The sequence below is a fragment of the Desulfacinum infernum DSM 9756 genome (assembly GCF_900129305.1).
Taxonomy (GTDB): domain Bacteria; phylum Desulfobacterota; class Syntrophobacteria; order Syntrophobacterales; family DSM-9756; genus Desulfacinum; species Desulfacinum infernum.
The window spans coordinates 1-4,521 of record NZ_FQVB01000071.1 but is presented as its reverse complement, the minus strand read 5'-3'; the positions used below and the strand labels follow the sequence as shown (position 1 = coordinate 4,521).

Sequence of the window (4,521 nt, the reverse complement as noted above, 5' to 3'; positions counted from 1 at the left end):
CTTTTCGTTACCGTCCTTGCTTACCATCTGCTGTGCGTCATCCAGAGGACGCTTCGCGAAAGCGGAATTCGTCACCACTGGGCCACCTTGCGAACGCATCTGAGTGGCCAGGTGCGGGTGACCACCAGCATGGTCAATGACAAAGGGCAGGTCATTCACATACGACACACGTCCGAGCCGGAACCGGTTCACGTGAAAATTTACAATGCTCTCGGGCTGCCGGTACGGCCATTAAGGAGGCTGACCGTCATCGAATGAAAAATTTGTAGTGTAGAATTTGAAAACACTCTACAACAAAATCAGTAACTTACACACAAAAGTGACAAACTTGGGTTAGCAACTTACCCGGCCATGCTTGTCCGGTCCCGGGTGCGGCGAAACCCGGGTTCCCGTAGCCGCGGTGCTTCATCCCCGCGGAAAGGGCGCCTGGCAACCCTTTGAGTTGATAGGAAACGCGACCTCGTTCCGTTCGCGCGTGCAGCCTGTAGGGGCGAATCATCATTCGCCCCTACAGGGGCCTTCTTCTCAAAGGCAGGCTTCAACCTGCGTTTCACGGTTTGCAGCGATGGCGTCTCAGGGTGAGGATCACCACCTCTCCGGTGGTGTTGAAGCGCACCGGGGATCCGGAAACGCCGGCACCGGAGCTCGTGTAGCCTGTCATGCCGCCGAGGTGCCAGAGCCCCTGGCAGAGGGATCGCGGGGAGCGGCTGTGGGTGAAAACGGGACCCACCGGAGGGATCTGGATCTGTCCGGCATGGGTGTGTCCGCAAAGGTAAAGGCGGGCCCCGATGCGGGCGGCCTCGTCGGCGATCTCCGGAGAATGGGCCAAAACGACCATAAAGGCACCCTCCGGGACCTGGGCGCAGGCGGACGCCAGGTCGTCGCAACGGAAATAGTGGGGATCGTCCAAGCCCACGATCCAGATGGAATCCTTTCCCCGCCGAACGGGCAGCGCTTCGTTGACCAGGAAGCGAACCGGAGTGCCTTCAAGGGCCGCCACCATCTCCGGACAGTCGTGGTTGCCCAGCACGGCCAAAATTCCGTCCCGGGCCCGTATTTCCGCCACCAGCAAGGCCAGGCGCCTGACGGCCTCGTCACTGGGGCCGTAGTTTTCCATTCGGTAATCCCCGCCGAGCAGGCACAGATCCACTTCCTCGTCCCGGACCAGGGCCGCGATCCTTTCCAGGAGCCCGTCCAGTCCGTCCAGGTGCGGATCGGTCAGGAAGAGGAGGGTGTAGCCGTCGAAGGCGGGGGGCAGATCCTCCAGCTCCACGGTCATACGCCTCTTGACCACGTTCAGGGCGTTGGCCTTTCCCGCTTCGTAGATCCCCAGACCGCGGAAGACCCGGTCCATCACAATCCGGTACAGGAACACATCTTCAAAGTGAAAGAGCTGGGGCCAAGGCCTGGAGCGGATCTGGCAGCTGGCCAGTTCGCGAAGACGAACCCCTGGTTGCACGCTCCGGGGATAGTTTTCGAAGGGCTTCTGGAGAAGCACCTGCTTGAGGAAATGAGAACCCGCATAGGCGCCCACCACGAAGAGGGCAAGGACCCCAAAGGCCCTAACGGCTCCAAGATTCGTGATGGGGCCGAGCACCGCCAGGGGCAGAAGCCCTTCGAAGAGCTGATCCAGCACCGGAACGTTGCTGCCGCTGGGAAGGTTCAGGCGGCGCTTGAGAAAGCTCGACGCCATGTCGCCCAGCATGCTCAGGGCGGCCGCGGACGTTCCCACAAACCAGGGCCAGCCCAACAGCACGGAGACGACGGTCCCGGCCGCTACGGCCCCCAGAACGCCCCGCCATGTCTTGTTGGGGCCCAGGAGGGGGCGGCCGTCCGTGAAGAGGCGCCCGCCGTCCACGGGACGGGGCCACCGGGGAGACAGGAAGTGCGACAGAAGCGGAGGGGCCAGATTGATCAGCCAAAGAAGTACAAGGCACTTCAACGATATCCACATGATAAGCTATAAAACCCCTTTGCCCACGGCGCGCGAGCGCCGAACATGGTGATCCATAAGGAGGTTCTTTCGCCCGTGGCGGCTTCCGGCGTCCTCGTGTTTCGACTCACCAGATCCAACCGCTACAGCTTTCTGGCTCTTCTGGCGTCCCTGGAGGCGTTCCCGGGCGGTTTGGATCATACACCCTTGCGATGGCTGGACTCCAGGGCAAAAGAAGCCTGTGCTGCCGATCTGGATCGCCTTCTGAAGGCCCACGACCGCCTCCTGGTGGCCTACTCCTTCATGACGCCTCAATGGCCCCTGGTGCGGGAAGAAATCGAGCTTTTGGCGGCAGCGCCGGGGAGGGTGCGGGTCTTTCTGGTTGCCGGAGGTCCCCATCCGGCCGGAGATCCCAAAAGGACCCTGCAGGCGGGTTTCGACGCCGTGTGCCCGGGCGACGGGGAGGTCGTCTTCCCCAGGCTGGTGCGGGCGTGGCGAAACGGAGATTCCCTGCGATCGGTGCCGGGCCTGTATCTGGCCTCGGCAAAAGGGCCGGTTTTTACCGGACGCGCCCCCCGGACCGTCATGGACCAGGTGCCAGCCCTACCCGTGGAACATGGCAAGTTCGGGCCCATCGAAATCACCCGGGGGTGTCCCTACGGCTGCAAGTACTGCCAGACCCCCCGGCTCAAGGGGAGGAAGGTGCGGCACCGAGGACTGGAGGGGATCTTCCGGGCCGTGGAAGCCATGGTGGCGGCAGGCCGCACCGACATCCGCTTCATTTCCCCCAACGCCCTGGCCTACGGTTCGCCCGACGGTATCCGATGGAACGTGGGGGCCGTGGAAGCGCTGCTCTCGGGAATCCGGAGGCGCCTGCCTCCCCACGGGCGCATCTTTTTCGGAACCTTTCCCTCGGAGGTGCGCCCCGAATTCGTCCGCCCCCAGACGCTGGAGACGATCTCGCGCTATTGCGACAACCGGCAACTGGTCATGGGAGCCCAGAGCGGGGATTCGGACATGCTGCGGCGTATGGGCCGGGGACACGGCGTCCGGGAGGTTCGAAGGGCCTGCCGGACCATGCGGGCCATGGGCTTTCGGCCCATCGTCGATTTCATCGTCGGCCTTCCCGGAGAGAGCGAACGGGCCATGCTCCGATCCGTGGACTTCATGGAGGAACTGGCGGATCTGGGTGGGCGGATCCATGCCCACGCCTTCGTTCCCCTTCCCGGATCCCCCTGGGCCGCCGCTGCTCCCAGTCCCATACCGGCCCGGGTTCGGCAGCGGTTGGAACGTCTCATCTCCCATGGTAAGCTTTTCGGCCAATGGAAAGCCCAGGAAGCGCTGGGCAGACGTTGGTTGTCCGCTTCATTGCGGTCCGATTCCGGATGATCACCAGGAGATGAAAAGGAAAGGAGAAGCCGATGCAGGTGTTGGTTCTCTACTACTCCAAGGGCGGAAACACGCGGAAACTGGCGGAATATGTGGCGGAAGGAGTGGCCTCCGTGGAAGGGGTCCGGCCGCTCTTGCGCACCACCCGGGAAGTCACCAAGGAGGACTTTGTGGATTCCGCGGGAATCATCGCCGGTTCTCCCGTCTACTTCGGCGGCATGGCCGCGGATCTCAAGCGGGTTTTCGACGAATTCGTGGGCGTTCGCAAGAAGATGGAAAACAAGGTGGGGGCCGCCTTCGCCACGTCCGGAGATCCCACCGGGGGAAAGGAGACCACCATCCTGTCCATCCTGCAGTGCTTTCTCATCTACGGCATGATCGTGGTGGGGGATCCCCTCTCGGCCACGGGCCACTACGGGGTGGCCTGCGTGGGGGCGCCGGACGAAAAGACCGCGGAAAACGCTCGAAAGCTCGGTCGCCGCGTGGCGGAGCTGTGCCTGAAACTGGCGTGAAGCTTCTGGGTGAATTTTGTTCCCGTCTCTTTTTCGGTTGAGGGCTGCTGCCCCCGGCTGCGAAGGGGTGTCGATAGTCAAGCCCTGCGGCGGGCCAAGAGCAGGCGAGTCGTCCGTGCTCCTGCAAGAGACGGCTTCTCCTGGGAGCCTGTCCGAGAACTCCGGGGATGACCGTTTGTTTCGTAGCGCAGCCCTTTAGGGCTGCGAAGGAATCCGCGAACTTCGGGCGGACCTCCGGGTATTCCCTATGACTTCATGAGTTACGATGATCCCTTTCCGCGGGGCTGAAGCCCCGCGGCTACGACCTAATCTGAGCGATTTTTTCTTCGGGTGTCTCTTACACCGCGTGATTAGCGGGCGGGGATAAACCCCGCCCCTAGTGCGCCTGGGAGCAGGCGTGATCAGAGAGGTGAAAGTCCTCTTCCGGGAGATGCCCGCTCCCGGTAGTCGAAGGTAACTGCGTCGCCGTGAGGCGGGGTGGGAAGCAACCGGAGACGAACACATAGTCCGCAGGATGACGAACGCGATTCGGCCTTACGACTCGACGAGTCTCCTAGGGAAGGACGAAGTCCAGACCGTGTCAAAGCGGCAAGGTATGGTCGAGATACTGTGGCACTCGCAGACGAAAGGGCGAGAAACGGAGAACACAAACTTCGACCTGGAGCCGACCGACGTAGCCACGGAAGT

3 protein-coding genes and 1 pseudogene are annotated in these 4,521 nt (G+C 62.4%); 3 read left to right on the top strand and 1 reads right to left on the bottom strand.

Going from position 1 to position 4,521, the window contains the following annotated elements; translation table 11 throughout:
• A pseudogene (locus tag BUB04_RS19520) lies at positions 1-258 on the top strand (IS1634 family transposase); the annotation flags it as partial.
• Positions 259-550: 292 nt separating this feature from the next.
• On the opposite strand, the gene BUB04_RS18520 reads toward BUB04_RS19520, so the two are convergent.
• A complete protein-coding gene (locus tag BUB04_RS18520; protein WP_073042273.1) occupies positions 551-1,954 on the bottom strand; it encodes a CDP-archaeol synthase in 1,404 nt (467 codons plus the stop codon).
• A 45-nt stretch (positions 1,955-1,999) separates the two neighbouring features.
• On the opposite strand from BUB04_RS18520, the gene BUB04_RS18515 reads away from it, so the two are divergent.
• Entirely contained in the window at positions 2,000-3,322 is a 1,323-nt protein-coding gene (locus tag BUB04_RS18515) for a TIGR04013 family B12-binding domain/radical SAM domain-containing protein (protein WP_073042272.1), read from the top strand.
• A gap of 32 nt (positions 3,323-3,354) precedes the next feature.
• The gene (locus BUB04_RS18510; protein WP_073042270.1) at positions 3,355-3,834 is read left to right on the top strand and encodes a flavodoxin family protein; all 480 of its coding nucleotides are present in this window, start codon (positions 3,355-3,357) and stop codon (positions 3,832-3,834) included.
• The last annotated feature ends 687 nt before the right edge of the window (positions 3,835-4,521 follow it).

Excerpts from the sequence above, each read along its gene's own strand:
- BUB04_RS18520 (WP_073042273.1), bottom strand. The coding sequence starts at position 1,954 with ATGTGGATATCGTTGAAGTGCCTTGTACTTCTTTGGCTGATCAATCTG.
- BUB04_RS18515 (WP_073042272.1), top strand. The coding sequence starts at position 2,000 with ATGGTGATCCATAAGGAGGTTCTTTCGCCCGTGGCGGCTTCCGGCGTC.
- BUB04_RS18510 (WP_073042270.1), top strand. The coding sequence starts at position 3,355 with ATGCAGGTGTTGGTTCTCTACTACTCCAAGGGCGGAAACACGCGGAAA.